This window comes from Spirillospora sp. NPDC048911, from assembly GCF_043198015.1.
Lineage (GTDB): Bacteria > Actinomycetota > Actinomycetes > Streptosporangiales > Streptosporangiaceae > Spirillospora.
On sequence record NZ_JBICUD010000012.1, the window covers coordinates 323,767 to 342,869 of the forward strand.

The 19,103-nt window shown below is 70.9% G+C and carries 21 protein-coding genes and 1 pseudogene; 7 read left to right on the forward strand and 15 right to left on the reverse strand.

Features of this window, described 5'->3' with window-relative positions; genetic code table 11:
* Positions 1 to 8 precede the first annotated feature (8 nt).
* Both ACGFNU_RS42740 and ACGFNU_RS42745 read left to right on the forward strand, forming a co-directional pair.
* On the forward strand, positions 9 to 719 hold the full coding sequence (locus ACGFNU_RS42740; protein WP_392602360.1) for an MBL fold metallo-hydrolase: 711 nt from the start codon (positions 9 to 11) through the stop codon (positions 717 to 719).
* Positions 720 to 747: 28 nt separating this feature from the next.
* Entirely contained in the window at positions 748 to 1,638 is an 891-nt protein-coding gene (locus tag ACGFNU_RS42745) for a RecB family exonuclease (protein WP_392602361.1), read from the forward strand.
* 224 nt (positions 1,639 to 1,862) lie between these two features.
* Here ACGFNU_RS42745 and ACGFNU_RS42750 read toward each other — a convergent pair whose 3' ends face one another.
* Together ACGFNU_RS42750 and ACGFNU_RS42755 are read right to left on the reverse strand one after the other, a co-directional pair.
* The gene (locus tag ACGFNU_RS42750; protein ID WP_392602362.1) at positions 1,863 to 2,771 is read right to left on the reverse strand and encodes an oxygenase MpaB family protein; all 909 of its coding nucleotides are present in this window, start codon (positions 2,769 to 2,771) and stop codon (positions 1,863 to 1,865) included.
* Between the two features lie 89 nt (positions 2,772 to 2,860).
* Positions 2,861 to 3,742 (reverse strand): alpha/beta fold hydrolase, encoded by an 882-nt coding sequence (locus ACGFNU_RS42755; RefSeq protein ID WP_392602363.1) that lies wholly within the window; start codon positions 3,740 to 3,742, stop codon positions 2,861 to 2,863.
* 137 nt (positions 3,743 to 3,879) lie between these two features.
* Here ACGFNU_RS42755 and ACGFNU_RS42760 point away from each other — a divergent pair, with 137 nt between their 5' ends.
* On the forward strand, positions 3,880 to 4,560 hold the full coding sequence (locus tag ACGFNU_RS42760; protein ID WP_392602364.1) for a glycerophosphodiester phosphodiesterase: 681 nt from the start codon (positions 3,880 to 3,882) through the stop codon (positions 4,558 to 4,560).
* 94 nt (positions 4,561 to 4,654) lie between these two features.
* On the opposite strand, the gene ACGFNU_RS42765 is transcribed toward ACGFNU_RS42760, so the two are convergent.
* The 3 genes and pseudogenes from ACGFNU_RS42765 to ACGFNU_RS42775 all read right to left on the reverse strand — a co-directional run bounded on the left by ACGFNU_RS42765 (position 4,655) and on the right by ACGFNU_RS42775 (position 7,419).
* A complete protein-coding gene (locus ACGFNU_RS42765; protein ID WP_392602453.1) occupies positions 4,655 to 5,413 on the reverse strand; it encodes a phospholipase domain-containing protein in 759 nt (252 codons plus the stop codon).
* Positions 5,393 to 5,698, reverse strand: a pseudogene (locus ACGFNU_RS42770) (alkaline phosphatase family protein); the annotation flags it as partial. The pseudogene ACGFNU_RS42770 and the gene ACGFNU_RS42765, both read right to left, overlap by 21 nt.
* A gap of 269 nt (positions 5,699 to 5,967) precedes the next feature.
* Complete coding sequence (locus ACGFNU_RS42775; protein ID WP_392602454.1) at positions 5,968 to 7,419, reverse strand: DEAD/DEAH box helicase; 1,452 nt, start codon at positions 7,417 to 7,419, stop codon at positions 5,968 to 5,970.
* Here ACGFNU_RS42775 and ACGFNU_RS42780 point away from each other — a divergent pair.
* The 3 genes from ACGFNU_RS42780 to ACGFNU_RS42790 all read left to right on the forward strand — a co-directional run bounded on the left by ACGFNU_RS42780 (position 7,318) and on the right by ACGFNU_RS42790 (position 10,599).
* Positions 7,318 to 7,533: a hypothetical protein gene (locus ACGFNU_RS42780; RefSeq protein WP_392602365.1), complete on the forward strand. Its 216-nt coding sequence runs from the start codon at positions 7,318 to 7,320 to the stop codon at positions 7,531 to 7,533. The two genes, ACGFNU_RS42775 and ACGFNU_RS42780, sit on opposite strands and share 102 nt — an antisense overlap.
* A 475-nt stretch (positions 7,534 to 8,008) precedes the next feature.
* Positions 8,009 to 8,809 (forward strand): hypothetical protein, encoded by an 801-nt coding sequence (locus ACGFNU_RS42785; RefSeq protein ID WP_392602366.1) that lies wholly within the window; start codon positions 8,009 to 8,011, stop codon positions 8,807 to 8,809.
* Complete coding sequence (locus tag ACGFNU_RS42790) at positions 8,806 to 10,599, forward strand: serine/threonine-protein kinase (protein ID WP_392602367.1); 1,794 nt, start codon at positions 8,806 to 8,808, stop codon at positions 10,597 to 10,599. The genes ACGFNU_RS42785 and ACGFNU_RS42790 overlap by 4 nt, the downstream gene beginning before the upstream one ends.
* Before the next feature lie 63 nt (positions 10,600 to 10,662).
* On the opposite strand, the gene ACGFNU_RS42795 is transcribed toward ACGFNU_RS42790, so the two are convergent.
* The 7 genes from ACGFNU_RS42795 to ligD (ACGFNU_RS42825) all read right to left on the reverse strand — a co-directional run bounded on the left by ACGFNU_RS42795 (position 10,663) and on the right by ligD (ACGFNU_RS42825) (position 15,978).
* Positions 10,663 to 10,947 (reverse strand): GlsB/YeaQ/YmgE family stress response membrane protein, encoded by a 285-nt coding sequence (locus ACGFNU_RS42795; RefSeq protein ID WP_392602368.1) that lies wholly within the window; start codon positions 10,945 to 10,947, stop codon positions 10,663 to 10,665.
* Between the two features lie 102 nt (positions 10,948 to 11,049).
* Complete coding sequence (locus ACGFNU_RS42800; RefSeq protein ID WP_392602369.1) at positions 11,050 to 11,286, reverse strand: DUF3107 domain-containing protein; 237 nt, start codon at positions 11,284 to 11,286, stop codon at positions 11,050 to 11,052.
* A gap of 113 nt (positions 11,287 to 11,399) precedes the next feature.
* Positions 11,400 to 12,017 (reverse strand): TetR/AcrR family transcriptional regulator, encoded by a 618-nt coding sequence (locus ACGFNU_RS42805; RefSeq protein WP_392602370.1) that lies wholly within the window; start codon positions 12,015 to 12,017, stop codon positions 11,400 to 11,402.
* Between the two features lie 117 nt (positions 12,018 to 12,134).
* Positions 12,135 to 12,341 (reverse strand): hypothetical protein, encoded by a 207-nt coding sequence (locus tag ACGFNU_RS42810; RefSeq protein WP_392602371.1) that lies wholly within the window; start codon positions 12,339 to 12,341, stop codon positions 12,135 to 12,137.
* A gap of 37 nt (positions 12,342 to 12,378) precedes the next feature.
* Positions 12,379 to 13,980 (reverse strand): FAD-dependent oxidoreductase, encoded by a 1,602-nt coding sequence (locus tag ACGFNU_RS42815; protein WP_392602372.1) that lies wholly within the window; start codon positions 13,978 to 13,980, stop codon positions 12,379 to 12,381.
* A 137-nt stretch (positions 13,981 to 14,117) separates the two neighbouring features.
* Positions 14,118 to 15,014, reverse strand: coding sequence for a non-homologous end-joining DNA ligase (gene ligD / locus ACGFNU_RS42820; protein ID WP_392602373.1), 897 nt, complete (start codon positions 15,012 to 15,014; stop codon positions 14,118 to 14,120).
* The gene (gene ligD, locus ACGFNU_RS42825; RefSeq protein ID WP_392602374.1) at positions 15,004 to 15,978 is read right to left on the reverse strand and encodes a non-homologous end-joining DNA ligase; all 975 of its coding nucleotides are present in this window, start codon (positions 15,976 to 15,978) and stop codon (positions 15,004 to 15,006) included. Before ligD (ACGFNU_RS42825) ends, ligD (ACGFNU_RS42820) begins: the two co-directional genes overlap by 11 nt.
* Positions 15,979 to 16,090: 112 nt before the next feature.
* Between ligD (ACGFNU_RS42825) and ACGFNU_RS42830 the strand changes: the two genes are divergently transcribed.
* A complete protein-coding gene (locus tag ACGFNU_RS42830; RefSeq protein WP_392602375.1) occupies positions 16,091 to 16,984 on the forward strand; it encodes a Ku protein in 894 nt (297 codons plus the stop codon).
* Here the strand turns inward: ACGFNU_RS42830 and ACGFNU_RS42835 are convergent.
* The 3 genes from ACGFNU_RS42835 to ACGFNU_RS42845 form a co-directional block, all read right to left on the reverse strand.
* Positions 16,981 to 17,496 carry a superoxide dismutase family protein gene (locus tag ACGFNU_RS42835; RefSeq protein WP_392602376.1) on the reverse strand — a complete coding sequence of 172 codons (516 nt, stop codon included), beginning with the start codon at positions 17,494 to 17,496 and terminating at the stop codon, positions 16,981 to 16,983. The two genes, ACGFNU_RS42830 and ACGFNU_RS42835, sit on opposite strands and share 4 nt — an antisense overlap.
* Positions 17,497 to 17,585: 89 nt before the next feature.
* A complete protein-coding gene (locus ACGFNU_RS42840; protein WP_392602377.1) occupies positions 17,586 to 18,356 on the reverse strand; it encodes an SGNH/GDSL hydrolase family protein in 771 nt (256 codons plus the stop codon).
* A gap of 84 nt (positions 18,357 to 18,440) precedes the next feature.
* On the reverse strand, positions 18,441 to 19,043 hold the full coding sequence (locus tag ACGFNU_RS42845) for a TetR/AcrR family transcriptional regulator (protein WP_392602378.1): 603 nt from the start codon (positions 19,041 to 19,043) through the stop codon (positions 18,441 to 18,443).
* Positions 19,044 to 19,103 lie beyond the last annotated feature (60 nt).

The window sequence follows — 19,103 nt, forward strand, 5'->3', positions numbered from 1 at the left end:
TGCGGAACGTGGACGCGCGCATCGAGACCGTGGTGACGTCGGGGAAGACGACCCCGGACGACACCGAGTACGACGTCGAGAACAACACCTACATCGTCGGCGACGACGACGGGGTCATCGTGATCGACCCGGGCTTCGACTCCGAGGCCATCCTCAAGCAGGTCGGCGACCGCGAGGTCATGGCCGTCATCTGCACCGACGGCAACGAGCACCACCTGGTGGCGGCGCTCGAAGTGGCCGCCGCGGGGGAGGAGGACGAGGAGTTCTGGGCGCCGGTCGCGCTGCACCGCGCCGACCGCCTGCTCTGGCGCGACTACTTCGGCCGCCTCGCCAAGGACGAGGAGGACGAGGACGACGCCAAGGCCCTGCGGGCCCTGGAGCCCGACATCTGGCTCGAGGACGGCGGCATCTTCGAGATCGGCGGCGCCCAGCTCGAGATCATGCACACGCCGGGCAACACCCCGGGCAGCGTCTGCGTGATCAGCGAGCAGCTCGGCGTGCTGTTCTCCGGCGACACGCTGCACCGCGGCCGTCCGGGCTCGATCGGCGGCGCCTACGAAGACCTGCGCAAGCAGCTCAACTCCATCGGCGCCCTGCTCACCCCGCTCCCCAAGGACCTGCGCGTCCTGCCGGCGCAGGGCGAGGAGACCACGGTCGGCGAGGAGGACGCCCGCTGGGAGAGCTGGGGCGCGCTCGCCACCGAGCGCGACGGAGACTGAGCCCCCACACCGACGTTCGGGAGCCGACGTGAGTGCCGAGCAGCTCGGCTTCGAAGGCATGCCGCGACGGCTCTACACCTGCACGCCGTCGCGGCTCAACACCTGGCTGGACTGCCCCCGGCGGTACCGGATGACCTATCTGGACCGTCCGGCGCCGCCCAAGGGCCCGCCGTGGGCGCACAACAGCGTGGGCGCCAGCGTGCACAACGCCCTGGCGGCCTGGTGGCGCCTCCCCGTCCACGAGCGGACGGTCGCCATGGCGGGCGTTCTCCTCATCCGGGGCTGGCTCACCGAGGGTTTCCGCGACCCCCAGCAATCCGCCCAGTGGCGCGAGCGTGCCCGCGAGATGGTCGAACGCTACGCCGCGGGCCTCGACCCCGCCGACGAACCGCTGGGCGTCGAACGCACCGTCGCCACCCGCACCGACCGCATCGCCCTCTCAGGCCGCATCGACCGTCTGGACGCCCGCGGCTCCGAGCTCGTGGTGGTCGACTACAAGACCGGCCGCCACATCCTCACCTCCGACGACGCCCGCGGCTCCCTCGCCCTGGCGATCTACGCCGTGGCGGCGTCCCGTGTCCTGCGCCGCCCCTGCCGCCGCGTGGAGCTGCACCACCTCCCCACCGGCGAGGTCGCGGTCTGGGAGCACACCGACGAGTCGCTGGAGCGCCACATCCGCCGGGCCGAGCAGATCGCCGCCGAGGCGTCCGCCGCGGACGAGGCGTACAAGACCAAAATCCCCCGCCCGCGCCAGGGCGACGGCGCGCCCATCGACCACACCCCGTACGACGAGGTCTTCCCGCCCCGTCCAGGCAACCTCTGCGGCTGGTGCGACTACGCCCGCCACTGCCCCGAAGGCCAAGCCGCAGCTCCCCGCAAAGACTCCTGGGCAGCTCTACCCATTGATTCCACGGCCTGACACGCTCGCCTGGCGGCTCACGAGTCAACCGTGCAATCGGCGAGCGAGGCATCGCTTCGCGATCTCTCGGGAAGCTTCGTCTTCGGCTTGCTTCCCGACCCGATAACGCGCTCGCGTGCGGGCTGGGCTCAGATGTGCAGGTACTTGCCGGACCGCTGCTTGAGCTGGGGCGTCTGCACCACGGCGGCGCCCTAAGGAGCAGACAACCGCGATCGCGGCCTGGCTCAGGCGGAGACCAGAGGGCTTGGGGCTGGCCAGCGGCGGGGGTCTCTTAGGCCGTAGAGGCCCTTGGAGAGGTCGTAGCCTTCGTCGGCCAGGCGGAGGCGGGCTCGTTCCAGCATGTCTCGGGTGGGCTTCATGAAGGCGTAGTCGTGCAGGCGTTCTGGGACGGTGCTCAGGGCCGTGCGGAAGGACTTCAGGGCGGCTGTTACGGCGGGCTGGGGTACCTCTGGGAGGGCGCCGTACATCTGGCGCGCCCAGTCCGGCAGTGAGTAGTAGCAGAGTGCGCCGAACGGGAAGTAGCCGGGCTTGCCGGGGGTCAGGAACTTCAGGTTCTCCGGCATGGTCGGCCACATCAGGAACTTCACCGTGGCAGCGGCCTCCTCGGTGACGCGGAGGTGGGGGCGCATGGAGGCCAGGTAGTCCTCCATCTCGGCCACGCTGCCCGGCACGTCGTCAGCGTGCAGGCCCACGTAGCCGGCGGTGTGGCGTTGCTCGTCCAGGTAGCGGTCGGCCATCGCGTCGGTGAGCGGCAGGCCGGATCTGCGCGCCACCTGCAGGTAGGAGTAGACCTCGGCGCAGTGCACCCAGAGCAGCAACTCCGGCTGGTCGAGGCGTTCCTTCTTGCCGGTGTCGTGGTTGAGGATGCGCAGGCTGCGGTGAATGCCGCGGACCCTGGCGGCCAGCTCGTCGATCTCCTCGTGGCTGCCGAACGTGGCCATGCCCACGAAGTCGGCGGTGCGCTGCAGGCGCCCGAAAGGGTCCTCCTGGAAGTTGGAGTTCTGCCAGACGCCCCACATGGCCATGGGGTGCAGGGCCTGCAACATCAGGCCGCGGACACCGCCGACCCACATGGACCGGTCGATGTGGACGCGCCAGGTGACGCTCTCGGGTGGCGCAACGGTCGCGGGCATTCCCCACCTCGCAATGTGAGACAAACTGGAGTAAGTGTGTCATTACATTGCGAGGGACGCAGCACCGCCCCGGCGTGAGCGCGATCACGTCAGTAGACGCGGCGTTCGGCCTGGTTCCAGAAGTTGGTGAGGGCGCTGGCGGTCGTTTCCGGGGCCTCCACCGCGGGCGAGTGGGCCGCGCTGGGGATCACGACCTTGGCGGCGTCGAGGCGCTCGGCCATGGTGGCCTGGACGCGGGGATCCCAGACGTCGTCGTCCTCCCCGTACAGCACCAGGACGGGCACGTCCGCGTCGTCGGTGGCCTTGGCCAGCTCGTCGATCCGGTCAGGCGCGGAGAGCAACTCGCCCGCCATGCCGATCAGCCCCTGCGGGCAGTTGCCCAGCGTGCGGGCCTTGAGGAAGGCGAGGATCTCCTTGGGGACGCCGCGCGCCTCCGCGTCCGGGCCGATGCTGAGCGCCCAGATCTGGGGCAGGCCCAGCTCGGGGATGGCGTCCCGCAGCGCCTCGGCCTTGGCGGCCGCCGGGCCGGTGACGCCGCCGGGGCCCGAGCTCATCAGCGTGTACGAGACGGGCCGGATCCGCCCGGAGATCAACGGCTCGCGGGTGACCAGGCCGCCGAACGAATGGCCGACGACGTGCACGGGCTCGGGGCCCAGGGCGTCGACCAGGGCCGCGATGTCTTCGCCGAGGGCCGCCCGGGTGTAGACGGCGGGATCGTCTGGGTTGCCCTTGCTCTCGTACTGCCCGCGCATGTCGACGGCCATGACGCGGCGGCCGGCGCGGGCGAGCGTCTCAAGGACCGAGATGAAGTCCTCTTTGCTGCCGGTGAAGCCAGGAACGAGCAGGGCGGGGCAGCGTTCGGCCACGCCTGAGCCGGGCAGCGCCTCAAGCGCGGCGAACGCGCCGCGCGAGGTCTCGACGAAGGTCCGCCGCACGCCCTTGGGCAGCGTCAGGAACCGGGGGGTGCTCATCGTTACCCGGCCCCCTCACTGGACTCTGCCGGGGAATCGGACAAGCTCAGGAACCGGGGCTTACTCACAGGGGGCCAGCGTACTAAATGTGCAGGCCCGGACACCGGTAAAGGGTCTTCGGTGGTAGCGTCCGGATCATGGTGACGGCGATCTCCGCGCACCGGCGGGACGAGGCGGGGCTCACCGGGCTCCACGAGGCGGTGGCCTCCGGCGCCGAGTACGTCGAGATCGACGTCCGCCGGACCGGGGACGGCGAGCTGGTCGTCCACCACGATCCGGACGTGGGCGGGCAGCGGCTGAGCCGCCTCCCCTACGAGCGGCTCGCCGGGCTGGCCGGGCGCCCGGTGCCCCGGGTGGCCGAGGCCGTGGAGATCATCGCGGCGGGCGGGGCCAAGGGGCATCTCGATCTGAAGGAACGCGGCTGCGAGGCCGAGATGGTCGAGCTGGCGCTGGCCGCGTTCGCCCCGGACGACTTCGTGGTGACCACCAAGGACGCCCACGCGATCGCCATGATCAAGAAGGCGTACCCGCAGGTCACCACCGCGCTGTCGGTCGGCCGCAGCTGGTGGGAACGCGGCGTGGTGGGCGACTTCGCGCCGACCCGGCGGATCCGGGAGAGCGGCGCCGACATGGTCGCCCTCAACTTCCGCCTGGCCCGGATCGGCGTGCTGAGCCAGTGCGCCCGGGCCGGGTTCCCGGCCATGATCTGGACGGTGAACGCCGACCCGATGATGCGCCGCTTCCTGAACGACCCGAGGGTGGCCGTCCTGATCACCGACCACCCCCGCCAAGCCCTGACCCTCCGCACCCCCACCTGACCCAGCGGCCACTTGACTCGACAGCCACCACCTGCCCGCCCGACGCCTGCCCGATGGCTGCCTGGCTGGCGGCTGCCTGGCTCCGGCGTGGTTGTCAGCCGGAGGTGCTGGGGCGGCCGTTTTCTACGTGGCCCATCAGGCGGCGCCGGAACTCGGTGTTCCCGGCGATCTTGACCTCGACGTCGTACCAGCCGTGGTCGGTGTTCCAGTGCACCTTGCGCTGCTTGCCGGGCTTAACCTTCACCTGGCGGTCGCGCTTGGCGTAGGCGAGGGCCTTGAGGGTGAACGTGATCTCCTCGTCCCCCTCGTTCGCCAGGATGATCCAGAGGTCGCTGCCGCCGCTGCCCTGCGGGGCGGACGCGACCTCGGCGCCGCCATCCGGGTGGGTTCTCCCGGCGAACTCGCGACGGAAGCCGTTCGGGCCGATGATGACGAGGTCGTACGTGTCGCCCCCCTTGAACACTTGCTCGATCCTGCGGGTGACGTCGAAATGGCGCGGCTTGGGCAGCTCGCCCGCGTATGGGTAGAGCGAGAAGTGCACGCTCTCGGCACCGGTGTTGGTGAGAGACAGGCGGAGGGTCCCCTTGGCGACGCGAAGGGTCGCCTCGGGCTGGTAGGGCAGCGGGCGTGCGGGGCGGGTGCCCGGCTCCGGCGTCGGCATCTTCTGGTCGCCGGGCGGTGCGGGCTTCCAGCGGCCGGTGAACGCGGGCACCGCGCCGGGCCGCTCGACCGAGGGCCGCCGGCCCGCGGTCTTGAAGTCGAACGCCGAGGTCAGGTCGCCCGAGACCGTGCGGCGCCAGTCGCTCATGGCGGGCGCCTTCACCCCGAGCCACTTCTCCATGAACTGTGTCATGGACGTGTGGTCGAAGATCTGCGAGCACACGTACCCACCGACCGTCCACGGCGAGACGACCGTCATCGGGACGCGGAAGCCGAACCCGATCGGATGCCCGTCGTAGTACTCGTCGGTCACGCTCTCCGGCGGCACCGGCGGCGGCACATGGTCGAAGAGCCCGTCGAACTCGTCGTAGGTGATGAAGAGCGCGGTCGTGGCCCAGGTCTCCGGGTCGGAGGCGATCGCGTCGAGGATGTCGTAGGTGATCCGGGCGCTCTGGACCGGCGACGACGCGCTCGGGTGCTCGGAACGGCGGCACCCCCGGCGACACCGGCGCCGGTGGCGAGGAACTTGCGGCGTGAGGGACCTTGACCTGTGCTCATGCCGAGAACAGTCGACCGGGCCGGTTAAGGGACGACGGCGATCATCCGTCCATCCGGTAACGGACGCGAGAGACCTTCACAAGACGCGGGCCCTCACGCGGAACGTGACGGCTCCGGAAACGAAACAACTGCAAGATCACGGCTCTGGATGGGCGTGATCTTGCAGCTGTCAGCGGCGCCGATCGGGTGTCAGGCCGACTTGGCCTCCGCGGTCTCGGCCGTGGCCTCGGTCGAGGGCTTGCCGCCGCGGGTGCGCCGGCGGGACCGGGACCGGGTGCGGGCGGGCTTGTCGCCGTCCTTGCCGGTCACCGTCTCCGGGGCGGACGCGACGCCCGCCTCGGCCTGCTTGGCGCCGTCATTGCCGTCCGTCGCGACGCCCTCGACGGGCTTGCCGCCGCGGGTGCGGGTGCGGGAACGGTTGCGCCGGGGCCGGCGGGTCCGCTCGCCGTCGTCGGAGCGGTCGCGGCCGCCCCGCTCACGGGAGCGGGTCTTGCCGGTCTCGCCGATGTCCTCGAGCTCCTCGGCCGCCAGGCCGGCGCGCTCGCCGCGCTGCTCCTTGGGCAGCTTGCCCTTGGTGCCGGCCGGGATGCCGAGCGCCGCGAAGAAGTGCTCGGAGGTGGAGTAGGTCTCCTCCGGCGCGGCGAACGGCAGGTCGAGGGTGCTGTTGATCAGCTTCCACCGGGTGAGGTCGGCCCAGTCGATCAACGTGACCGAGACGCCCTCCTTGCCCGCGCGGCCGGTGCGGCCGATGCGGTGCACGTAGGTGTCGGCGCTGTCGGGGCACTCGAAGTTGACCACGTGCGTGACGTCGTCGACGTCGAGGCCGCGGGCCGCCACGTCGGTGGCCACCAGCACGTCGATCTTGCCGTTGCGGAACGCGCGGAGCGCGCGCTCGCGCTGGCCCTGGCCGAGGTCGCCGTGCACGGCCGCCGCGTCGAAGCCACGCTGGGCCAGGTCGGCGGCGACGCGGTCACAGGCCCGCTTGGTCTGGCAGAAGACCATGGTGAGACCACGGCCCTCGGCTTGCAGCAGGCGCGCGACCATCTCCGGCTTGTCCATCTGGTGGGCCTGGAAGACGTGCTGCGCGACCTGCGGGGTCGCCTCGGACTCGGCGTGCGACTCGGCGCGGACGTTGGTCGGCCGGGTCAGGTACTTGCGCGACAGGGCCACGATCTCGCCCGGCATGGTCGCCGAGAACATCATGGTCTGCCGCTGCGCCGGGATGCGCTCGACGATGCGCTCGATGTCGGGCAGGAAGCCCAGGTCGAGCATGCGGTCGGCCTCGTCCAGCACCAGCACGCCGACCTCGGAGAGGTTGAGGTGCTTCTGCTTGACCAGGTCGAGCAGCCGGCCGGGCGTGCCGACGACGACGTCGACGCCCTCGCGGAGCGCGTCGATCTGGGGCTCGTACGCGCGGCCGCCGTAGACCGACAGCACGCGGGTGCCGAGCTTGCCGCCGGCGACCAGGAGGTCGTCGGTGACCTGGAGGGCCAGCTCACGGGTGGGAGCGACCACCAGGGCCTGGGGCTTCTTGCCGCCGTGGGTGATGCGCTGCAGCAGCGCGACGCCGAAGGCGAGGGTCTTGCCGGTGCCCGTACGGGCCTGGCCGATGATGTCGTGGCCGCCCAGCGCGATCGGCAGGGCGAGCTCTTGGATGGGGAACGCTTCGACGATGCCCTCGGTCTCGAGCGCATCGGCTATCTCGGGTACGACCCCGAGTTCACGAAAGGTAGTCAGGGCTTTCAGCCTCCATAGTGCGGGGTCCTCGCTCCCGGTGGCGGCGCTGCTCCTGGCCCGCCTCCGCCGGTATCCGGTCGTGTGCCGGTCTCCGGTGGATCGGGCCGCCTAGGGACACGATCCGTACCGGCAGGCCCCCAGCTGTTGGGGCGAACCCGCCGGTCGCTTCTCGTGGCCGCGCGCTCGCGCGGGAGGGACCAGCCGTCAATCAATTCTTCGGCGACCGCAGTCAGGGGTTGAAAGCAGTCACATTGCGTGGCTGCGTGCGGTCACACTCCGCGACGCAGTGTACCGGCCGTTGATTCCATACACCAATAGCCGATCACCAGTCTCAACGGTTCCCGGATCCGATCTATTCCATGCGCTGTGCTGGGTACCCGTCCCCGGGGGCCGGGAACCCACTCTGATCGGCCGCATGCGGCCAGAGATCCTGCCATCCTGTACCCGCCGGAATTGTGTGGGATGTGAGTCCCCGGTCGGGAGGGACGGACGGATGCGCGCGGGATTGAAGGGTGCCGTGGCCTTGGCGGCCGTGGCCGTCACGGCTGCCGGAGCCGCCGGATGCTCGTCGTCGGACGGCGAGAAGGGCGGCGAGCCGGAGAAGGGCACGATCGTCGTCACCGACAACTCCGCGTACGCCGACAAGCTGGTGCAGTTCAAGGACGCCGAGTACGTCAAGATCGCCGGACTGCCCGACCCGGCGGCCGCCAAGACGGTCAACGCCGCGCTGCGCGGCCCGCTCGACTGGTCGGTCAAGTGGGCGTCCGCGACCCTGCTGCCCGAGCAGCGCACCGAGTGCAAGGGCCGGTCGAGCGTCATCCAGACCAAGGTCCGGCTGGGCCTGCGGAAGGGCGATCTCGTCTCGGCCGCCAACTCCATCCAGATGATCCCCTGCTACGAGGGGGAGGGCGCGCTGCCCAGCGTCCCGGTGACGGTGGACGTCAAGGCGGGCAAGGAGCTCACGGCCGACGACGTCTTCGACTCCAAGACGCTGGAGAAGAAGGGGCTGAAGAAGCTCTGGGACGCGCTGTCCGGCCCCAAGGACGACTGGAAGGACTGCGAGCTCGACGACATCGAGAAGAAGGACTTCTCGCCCGGCAAGCGGGACGGCGACCCGATCGAGTCGCCCGCCCCGGCCGGGGTCCTGTTCACCGAGCAGGGCATGGAGCTGATCTGGTCGACCACGGGCACCAGCTGCAACAACTTCACGTTCACCGCGCCGTACGACAAGGTGAAGGACATGCTCGACAAGGACCTCTACCCGCGGCTGCTGGCGGGTGCGGCCGCCAAGTGACCTGGCAGGTCGAGGGCTTCACCGAGCTCCGCGAGCTGGGCAGGGGAGGCCAGGGCCGCGTCGTGCTCGCCCGTCACGACACCGCCGGCACCCCGGTCGCGATCAAGTACCTGAACCGGCGGGACGGCGATCGGCGGGAGCTCGAACGGCTGCGCGGCGAGGCCGTGATGCTGGGCCGGGTCACCGATCCGCACGTGGTCCGGCTCTACCGCTTCGTCATGAACGACGCGGGCGCCGCCCTGGTGATGGAGGCGGTCAACGGAGTCTCGCTGCGGGCGATCCTCACGGAGCACGGCGCCCTGGAGCCTGAGGCGGCCCTGAGCGTCCTCAAGGGCTCCCTGCTGGGCCTGGCCGCGGCCCACGGCGTCGGGGTCGTCCACAGGGACTACAAGCCCGCGAACGTCGTCGTCCAGCCGGACGGCCTCAGCAAGCTCATCGACTTCGGCATCGCGGCGTCGGCGGGGGACGGCGCGGCGGGCGGCACCCCCTCCTATATGGCGCCCGAGCAGTGGCACGGCGCGCCCGCGACACCGGCCACCGACGTCTACGCGGCGACGTGCGTGTTCTTCGAGTGCGTGACGGGCCGCCGCCCCTACCTGGGGGAGGGGCTCGCCGCCCAGCACCGCGAGGCGCCGATCCCCGTGGCGGACGTGCCGGAGGGGCTGCGCGAGCTGCTGGCCCAGGGGATGGCCAAGACGCCGGAAGAGCGCCCGCCGGGTGCCGCGGCGTTCCTGAGCGACCTGGAGACGGCCGCGAACGCCGCGTACGGCCCGGGCTGGGAGGCCCGGGGGGTCCGGGCACTCGCGGTGGCCGCCGTCGCGCTGGCGGCGCTCCTGCCGCTGGGAGCCGCCATGCTGGGCTCCGGCGCCGCGGGCGGTGCCGTCGCGGCCGGGGGAGCAGCCGGTGGAGCGGGAGCGGCAGGGGGAGCAGGAGCGGCGGGCGGCGCCGCGGCCGGAGCGGGTGGTGCCGGTGCGGGCGGGGCGGGCGCCGGCCTGCTGGCCACCACCGGGGCCAAGGTCGCCGCCGCGGCGATCGCGTCGGCCGTCGCGGCGGGCGGCGCGGGCGTCTACGCCGCCAACGACGGCGGCCCAGGCCCGCGGCCGAGCGTCTCGCCCACCACCATCGCCGTCCGGCCGGTCAGCGAGACGCGGACGCTGGCCTCCCCGGCGATCACCTACTCGCTGCGTTTTCCCCAGGTGAACGGGGTCGGCGACGCGGCGTTGCAGGCCAAGATCAACAAGGCGCTGCGTGCTCCCGTGGACACGTGGATGACGTCCGCGCAGAGCGACATCCGGGCGTTCGGCGACGCCGCCGGAAGCCACCGCCCGTCCGCCAACTACGAGACCGGGCTTTCAGGGCCGCGCCTGGCGTCCGTCCGCTACAACTTCACCGACACGCAACGCAACACCGGCTATCCGGTCGTCGTCACCGTCGATCTGGCCACCGGACGCGAGCTGACGAGCCGCGACATGCTCCGCCCCGACGTGATGAATCTGGCGGGGGCCAAGGCGCTGATCCGCCTCCTCATGAAGAACGGCCTGAACACCCAGGAAGGGTGCAAGGGAAGCCGGAGGGCCCCCGAGTCGGAGTGGAACATCCCGGCCGACCGCCTGGCCGGAGAGGGCGTCTTCTCGCTCTACCTGACCCGGCAGCGAGCCGAGATCGCCACCTCGATGGCCATGCTCGGCTACGACATGGCCTGCAGCCGGTCCGCCCCGTTCGCCAAGATCCCCTACACCGGGCTGCGGGACGTCCTGCGGCCCGAGATCATCCAGCGCGCCGGCGCATGAAGAAGGCCCCCGCCGCAGGGGGCGGGGGCCTCCGATCATGGACCGGACTTCGGTGCTAGAAGATCAGTAACTCCGTCGGCGGGCGCCCCAGCGGGTCCGTCCACCGCCACGCGTCTGCATCGCGGTGAGCGCGAACACGCCGGCGGCGGCGATGATCAGGGCGAAGACGAGTGCTACAAGGGTGCCCGCGCCGAGCGCGTTGGCCACCACGCCACCGAGAATCGCACCGGCGATCCCGACGAGGATCGTCATGAGGAAGCCGATGGGGTTCTTGCCGGGGACAAGGAGCCGGGCGACGGCTCCGATGATGGCACCGACGACGATGAACCAGAGGATCGTCATGATCATTGTCGATCACCATTCCATTGTCGGGGGGAGCGGTCCTGGACTACCGCGTCCCGTGGTCGGCGATCGATATGCCCGTCCTCAACCGAATAAACAAAACGCAGGTCAGGTGTACTGGGTACCGCCGAATCCGACGGTCCGCCCCTCCTCCTCGGTGATCTCCAGATAGCCCACCCGGTCGGCCGGGATCACGACCCGGCCGTTGCGCTGGTCCTTGAGCACGAAGACCCCGCGCTCGGCCTGCAGCGCCTCGGCCAGTGCCTCCTGCACCTCGTCGGCGGTCTGCGAGGTCTCGACCACGAGCTCCTTGGGCACGAACTGGACGCCGATACGAACCTGCACGCGTTTCTCCCTGCTTCTGTCGGCTGCTTCTCCGATGGTTGCACGGAGATCAGCAAATCCGCCGCCGGACGACTTCGCCGCAAGCGAACCGCCAGAACGCCCGCCTGAGCGATCTAGACGCGCGGGAAGCCGGAGATGCCGCGCCAGGCGAGGCGGGCGATGATCTTCTCGGCGGTCTCCTTGGGGATGGCGCGGTGCTGGCCGAGCCAGTAGCGCGCGCTCACCTCGGCCATGCCGACCAGGCCCATGCCGAGCAGGTACGCCTCGTCGCTCTCGGCGTCGGTGTCCTCCTGGATCACCTGGGCCACCATCTCGGCGCACTGCTGGTTGGCGCGCTCGACCCGGGCTCGCACCGGGGCCACGTTGCGCAGGTCGGACTCGAAGACCAGGCGGTAGGCCTCGCCCTCGCCGGCCACGAAGTCGTAGAAGGCGGCCATGGCGGCCTGCACGCGCAGCTTGTTGTCCGTGGTGGACTCCAGCGCGTCGCGGACCGTCTTGACCAGGCCTTCGGCATGCTCGTCCAGCAGCGCCAGGTAAAGCTCGAGCTTCCCGGGGAAGTGCTGGTAGAGCACGGGCTTGCTGACGCCTGCCCGCTCGGCGATCTCGTCCATCGCGGCGGCGTGATAGCCCTGGGCGACGAACACCTCTTGGGCCGCGCCGAGCAACTGCCTGCGCCGCGCCAGTCGCGGCAACCTCGTGCCACGAGGGCGGGCGTCCGGGGTCGCGGTCACCACACTCTCCGATCACCGATCATTGCGGCGGAAGGGGGTTCACCCGCCGCAGGGAGTCAATCCCATCATCCTACGCGCCAGTAACCTCGCAGGTCACCTACAACGCCCAGGAGGATGTCACCGATAGTCGTCATCGTCGGTCCGGACGACCCGCGCGTTCTCCACGGCGTCGGCCTCGTCCGCGTCGAACGGTACCTCCTTCGGCCACTCCTGGGCGCCCTGCTCGTCGCCCTCGTCGGGCCCGGCCGGCTCCAGCTGTTCGGCGACGTCCGCCTCGGGCGCCTCGGGTGACAGTTCCCTGTCCGGACCGCTCGTCTCGCTCATCGTGCGTCCCTCCTTTCGGAGACCCTCCGGTCTCCGCTCAGAGGCGCTCGGCCAGTTCCCGGAGCGGCGACTCGATGGACTCGCCGAACGTGGGGAACGCGTGCACCATGTCGGTGAGCACGCTCAGCGGAGTCTCCGCCCGGATGGCCAGCGCGATCTCGCTCATCCACTCCTCAGCGTAGAGGCCGATCGCGGCGGCGCCGATCAGCAGCCCGCGGGAACGGTCCGCGTACAGCTCCACCCGGCCGCGCTCGTCGGCCTCCACCGCCGCTCTGGCGGTGGCGGCGAGATCGTACCCGGCGGTGAGCAGGTCGATGCCGAGCTCGTCGGCCCGGCCGGGCGAGATCCCCACGGCGTAGACGGTCGGGACGGTGTAGACGACCCGCGGCACGGCCCGGTAGTCGGCCTCCCAGCGCTTGCCCAGCACGTTCGAGACCACGACGCGGGCCTGGTAGCGGGCCGCGTGGGTCGTGCGGGCCACGCCGGTGACGTCACCGGCGGCCCAGACCCCGCCGAGCATCGGCCCGGCGGGCGACAGTGCCGCGGCCACGCCCGCAGTCGACGGTGCCGCGGTTCCGCCTGCGGCCGACCGGGCCTCCGCCCGGCCAGCGGTCGACGGGACTGCCCCGCCGACGGCCGACGGTGCCGCGGTTCCGCCGACGGCTGACGGGACCTCCGCCCCGCCTGCGGCCGACCGGGCCTCTGCCCGGCTTGCGGCTGCCCGGGGCTCGGCCGGGCTTGCGGGCGGCCGGGGCTCGGCCGCCTCTTCGGGCGGCGATACGGCGGTGTCCGTCTGGACGATCACCTGGCAGGTCTCGTCCACCGGGACGGCCTGGCCGGGGGGCACGGTGATCCCGAGCGTCTCCAGGCCCAGGCCCTCGGTGCGGGGGCGCCGCCCGGCGGCGATCAGGATCCGGTCGGCGTCGAGCGTGCCGCCGTCCGACAGCCACACCCGCAGGGCCAGGTCGGTGCGTTCGATCCGGGCCGGTTCGGCGCCGAGCCGCAGGTCGACGCCCATCCGCCGGAGCGCGTCGGCCAGCACCTCGCCGGCGAACGGGGCCTCGGCGGTCAGCAGCCGCCCGGCCGACTCGACGATCGCGACGTGCGAGCCGAACGCCGCGTACACCTGGGCCATCTCGCAGCCGATCGGCCCGCCGCCCAGGATCACCAGGCGCCGGGGCAGGTCGGGCACCGACAACGCCTCGTCGCTGGTCCAGGTCGGGACGCCGGCGAGGCCGTCGATCGCCGGGACCGCGGGTTCGCTGCCGGTACAGAGCACCAGGTCGGTGTAGGTGTGCTCGGTGCCGTCCACGTCGATCACGCCGGGGCGGACGATCCTGCCCCAGCCGCGCAGGACGGTCACGCCCGCCTCGGCCAGCGCCGCGCCCGTGTTGTCGTCGTCGAGGTGGTTGGTGAGCTCGTCGCGGCGGGCGGTGGCCAGCTCCCAGGTTTCGCCGCGCCGTGCCGACAGCAGCAGGGATTTGGACGGCAGGTCGGCGAAGTACGGGGCCTCGCCGCCGACGAGGCGGTTCTCCACGAGTGCGACGTCCCGCCCGGCCCGGGCGAGACCGGCGGCCACGAGCTCGCCCGCCGTGCCCCCGCCCAGCACCACGACGTCGTAGTGATGGTTCTGCGACAACTGATCTTCCCTCTCCGCGCAGCCCGTGTCCCCTCTCCCTATGGTGACGGAATTCGGTGCCGGAGAGTGCAGGTTCGAACACATAGGGCACGCATGTACTGCGCAGAGCGCCGGTCAGACCGCGCCGGGACGCCGAGTCAGGGCAGCCGCTGCGGGTTGTCGAGCAGAGGGGCGAGCAGGTCGCCGTGCTCGTCGACCCGTTCCAGGACCTCGTCGGGCGAGAACGTCAGATCGCCGGGCGAGCTCTTCTCCAGCTCCTCCCAGGTGACGGGCGTGGACGCGGACGGCGACCGGGCCGCGCGCAGCGAGTACGGCGCGACCGTGGTCTTGGCCGGGTTGTTCTGGCTCCAGTCGACGAAGATCTTCCCCTTGCGGAGCCTCTTCTCCATCCGGCTGACGACCAGGTCCTTGTGGGACGCGGCCAGCCGTTCCGCGCACTCCTTGGCGTACTCGGAGGTCCGGTCGTTCTCCTTGATCGGCACGTACAGGTGCAGGCCCTTCTTCCCGCTCGTCTTGGGATAGGACTCCAGCCCGTCGTCGGCCAGCAGCTCGCGCAGCTTGTGCGCGACCTCGCAGGCCTCCGCGATCGACGCCGGGGCCCCCGGGTCGAGGTCGAAGACCATCAGGTCCGGGCTGTGGACGGCGCCGCGCGGCCCGACCTTCCACTGCGGCACGTGCAGCTCCAGCGCGGCCATGTTGGCGCACCACACGAGCGTGGGCAGGTCGTCGATGACGATGAAGTCGAGTTCCGTGCGCCCCTTGGAGCTGCCGGGCGTCGGCAACGTCTGGGTTCTGATCCAGTCCGGGGTGTGGGCGGGCGCGTTCTTCTCGAAGAACGAGCCGCCGTCGATCCCGTCGGGGTAGCGGATACGGGTCGCCGGGCGGTTGGTGAGATGCGGCAGCATGACGGGGGCGATCTTGACGTAGTAGTCGATCACCTCGCCCTTGGTGAACTCCGGATAGAGGTTCTTGTCGAGGTTGGACAGCGCCAGCTGCCGTCCCTCGACCTCGACGCTCACCTTCTTAGGGGTCACGGGTCACCTCGTGCGGGTCCTTGTCCGTACGGAGGCCGCGCCATGAAGGGAAGCGCAACCGCCCGTCCTTGGTCTGCACTGCGTAGGCCACCTCCCCGACGAGACGCGGCTCAATCCACTGGGCGTCGCGGGTGAACTCGCGGGGCACGGGCTCGTCGAACGGGCTCGTCGGGCGCCGGATCGGCCAGAGCTGCTGGTAGAGGTCGTCCAGGGCCCGGTCGGTGAACCCCGTCCCGACGTGGCCGACGAAGCACAACCGGCCCTTCTCGTCGTACACGCCGAGGAGCAGCGAGCCCACGCCGCCCTCCCGGCGGCCCTTGCCGGGCTTCCAGCCGCAGAGGACGACCTCGCGGGTGAGGAAGTTCTTGACCTTGCGCCAGAAGTCCATCCGCCGGCCGGGCCGGTACGGGGAGTCCAGGCGCTTGGCCATGAGCCCCTCCAGCCGCTGCTCCTGGGTGAACTCCAGCAACTCGGCGACCTGCTCGGCGTCGCCGCCGTCCAGGTACGGGGGCGACTCGACCGGGCCCGCCGCGGCGAGGTCGAGCTCGGCCAGCAACGACCGCCGGTCGGCGTACGGCAGGTCGAAGAGCTGGTGCCCGTCCAGGAACAGCAGGTCGAACACCACGTACCTGACCGGGACCTCCCGGATCAGGCGCTGGTCGGGCCTCGGGACGTGCATCCGGCGCTGGAGGCGTTCGAAGCTGGGCCGCCCGTCCTCGAACGCCACCACCTCGCCGTCCAGGATCACGTCATGGTGGGGGAGGAGATCGGCCAGTCCGGACAGCTCGGGATAGCGGCCCGCGAGCTCGGTGGTGCGGCGCCCGCTGGCCCGGACGCCCTCGGCGGAGACGTAGGTGATGACTCGGACGCCGTCCCACTTGAGTTCCAGGCCCCAGCGGTCGGCGTCCTCAGGCAGCTCCCCGGTGTCGGCCATCATCGGCTGCACCGGCCACGGCATGGTCATAACCGCTCTTTACCCTTTGCCCGCTCATGGGAAAAGGATCTAGCCGCCGATCTGGCGGAAATCGAACGACGTGGCGATGCTAGGGGAAAGCGTCTGCGGGTAGGGACAGATCATGCGCAGTATCTGGAAGGGCGCGATCTCCTTCGGCCTGGTCACGATCCCGGTGAAGGTGTACTCGGCCACCGAGCAGCGGGACGTCTCCTTCCACCAGGTGCACCGCAAGGACGGCGGCCGCATCAAGTACAAGCGGGTCTGCACCGTGGACGGCGAGGAGGTGCCGTACGCCGACATCGCCAAGGGCTACGAGCTGCCCGGCGGCGAGATCGTCGTGCTCACCGACGAGGACTTCGCCGACCTGCCGCTCTCGACCAGCCGCCGCATCGACGTGCTGCAGTTCGTCGAGCAGTCCGAGGTCGACCCGATCTACTTCGCCAAGACGTACTACCTGGAGCCCGACGGCACCGGCGCCAAGCCGTACGTGCTGCTGCGCGAGGCCCTCGAACAGTCCGGCCAGGTCGCCATCGTGAAGGTCGCCCTCCGCCAGCGCGAGTCGCTGGCGACGCTGCGGGTCCGGGAGGGGATCTTCGTCCTGGAGACCATGCTCTGGCCGGACGAGATCCGCGAGCCCGACTTCCCGTTCCTGGAGGAGGACATCGAGATCCGCAAGCAGGAGCTCTCGATGGCGACCTCGCTGATCGAGTCGATGGAGGGCGACTTCGACCCGACGGAGTACAAGGACGCCTACCGCGAGGCGCTCCAGTCGGTCATCGAGGCCAAGGTCGAGGGCCGCGAGGTCACCCGGCCCGAGCCCGAGGAGGGCGAGGAGCCCGCCGCCGACCTGCTCAGCGCCCTGCGCGCCAGCGTGGAGGCCGCCAAGAAGAGCCGTGGCGAGAAGGACGGCGGGACGAAGAAGCCCGCCGCCAAGAGCACCAGCGGCAAGAGCACCGCTCGCAAGAGCCCCGCGAAGAAGGCCCCGGCGAAGTCACGCAGCCGCAAATCCGCCTAGGAGCCGAAGGGCACGGTCGTGCAGAGCAGGCGCGGCCCGGCGTCACCCGTCTTGTGGTCGGTCGGGTTCGCGTGGACGACGACCGACCCGGCCGAGCCCTTGGCGATCGTCCAGGGCACCTGGGCCTTGGCGACCGCGCGCCCGCCCTTGCCGACCTTGAGCTCCAGCCAGATCTCCTTGCCGTGCGGCGGAGCGCCGGGGGCGGCGTTCGGGTTCTGGTAGTGCGGGCCGGCGTCGGCGGGCTTCGGGCCGCACGCGTTCTTGTGGACGTGGGCACCGAGCGTCTTGCCCACCGTCGAGGACGGGAGCCCCGACACGGCCAGCCGCACCGTGGTCGTCTTCCCGCCTGTGACCACGACCAAGGTTTTCGCCTTGGCGAAAGCAGCGTCGTAGCGGTAGGTCGGCCCCTTCGCCGTGATGGGCTTAGGGCAGGCCAGGGCCGGGGCTGCCGACAGCCCCAGAACGGCCCCCGCCGCAGTCGCCGTGGTTGCCGCGCGCCTCAGCAATGCCATGACATCCCTTTCGTCGCTGGACCTACGCGACGATCCTGCCCGTCGGCGCCCGCTCGTTCAGCTCTCGCGCGCCCTACTTAGCGCGATGTTCATCCGGACCGTTCATTCATGGGTTCGAGCGTGGGCCGCTTTGCCGTGACTTGGTCGCCGGACGACCGGCCGCGGAGCCGCCGCCCCACCCAGGGGGCGAGGTAGCCGCGCGCCCAGCGCGCGTTCCACAACATCCGCGCGCCCCGGCCGAGCTCCGGCAGCGGGTCGAGGACCGGATCGCGCCAGTCGTCGGCGGTCACCCCGAGCGTCTCGAGCGTGGCCAGCGCCACCCGGCGGTGCCCGGCCGGCGACATGTGGAGCCGGTCGACGTTCCACATCCGCCAGTCGCGGAGGACGTCCATCTGCCACTGGTCGACGAGGTGGGCGCCGTGCTTGGCGGCCACGAGCCGGATGTGGTCGCTGAACGCCTCCACCCGGCTCCGGGTGAGCCGGATCACCGGCGACCCGACCGGATCGACGGCCGTGAAGAGCACCACGTCCGCGCCGGTCGCGCGGATCCGTCCGACGGCGTCGTCGAGCTTCGCGACGAGCGCGTCGAGGTCGGCTCCCGGCCGGAGCATGTCGTTGCCGCCGCCCGACATCGAGACCAGATCGGGCTTCAGTTCCAGCGCGGCGGGCAGTTGCTCCGTCACGATCGAGTCGAGCAGGCGCCCGCGGATCGCGAGGTTGGCGTAGGCGACGCCGTCGTTCGCGGCGGCCAGCCCCTCGGCCACCCGGTCGGCCCATCCTCGCCAGCCTCCATCGGGATAGGGGTCGCCGAGCCCCTCCGTGAACGAGTCACCGACCGCTACATATCGCGTCCAAGCCATGCCCACATGCTATTGACCAGCGCCGACACCTGAAGCACGGGGCCGGTGCGCCGAAGGCGGATATCGACAGCCCCCGGACGGGCTCTAGTCGAGCAAGGCCGACACCAGAGTGCGTTTGAGCCATGCCTGGTAGTCGTCGTAGGACCAGCCGGAGTCGACGACGAGGCTGTCGTGGACTCCGGCGCTCATCAGCGCGACGGCGATGTCGGTGGCCCGGGGATCGAGCGGACGGCCCATGCCGCGGATCCGGTCGATGACCATCTCGACGCCGAGCCGGTTGCGCCGGGCCCCTTCCGCCTGGGTGGCGGCGATCTGCGGGTCGACCGCGGCGCCCGAGGCCAGCATCGCGACGATGTCGCCGCAGCGTTCCCGGACCTGGCGGCTCGCCCTGGCCAGCAGCCCGAGCAGCTCGACGGGATCGGTCAGCTCGGCGGCCTCGGCCATCAGATCGGGAAGGCCGGCCTCCTCGTCCATCAGATCGACCAGCCCGGCCAGAACGCCGGCCTTGGAGGTGAAGTGGGCGTAGATGGTCTGCGGCGAGACGCCGGCCTCCTTGGCGATCGTCCTGATCGGTGTGCGGGCGTACCCCGTGTCGGCGAACAACCGGCGGGCCGCGGTGAGGACCGTGTGCAGGGTCAGCGCCTCCCGCCGATCCCGCAGCCGGACGATCCCGGGCAGATCGGTCATGTACCCTCCAGTTGGAACACTGTTCCAAGTAATAGATCGATGTTCTAATGCTACTGGAGG